The sequence below is a fragment of the Caldibacillus sp. 210928-DFI.2.18 genome (assembly GCF_020554505.1).
Classification (GTDB): Bacteria; Bacillota; Bacilli; order Bacillales; family Caldibacillaceae; genus Caldifermentibacillus; species Caldifermentibacillus hisashii.
Map to the genome: position 1 here is coordinate 1 of NZ_JAJCHL010000308.1, position 215 is coordinate 215.

1 protein-coding gene is annotated in these 215 nt (G+C 50.7%); it reads right to left on the reverse strand.

Features of this window, described 5'->3' with window-relative positions; genetic code table 11:
- Positions 1–33: 33 nt before the first annotated feature.
- On the reverse strand, positions 34–215 hold a 182-nt coding region (locus tag LIZ98_RS17880; RefSeq protein ID WP_227203208.1), incomplete at its 5' end, for a hypothetical protein.

Sequence of the window (215 nt, forward strand, 5' to 3'; positions counted from 1 at the left end):
CCCGTTCTCGTCGTCATTTTTTGGCGGAAAACTCTACTTTTTGGCGACGACACCCCTTATCGTCGTCATTTCTGTACGGAAATCTCCACTTTTTGGCGACGAAACCCTTTCTCGTCGTCGTTTTGTGCCGGAAACCTCTACTTTTTGGCGACGAGACCCGTTCTCGTCGTCGCTTTTGGACGGAGAACCCACTTTTTTGGCGACGAAACCCCTTC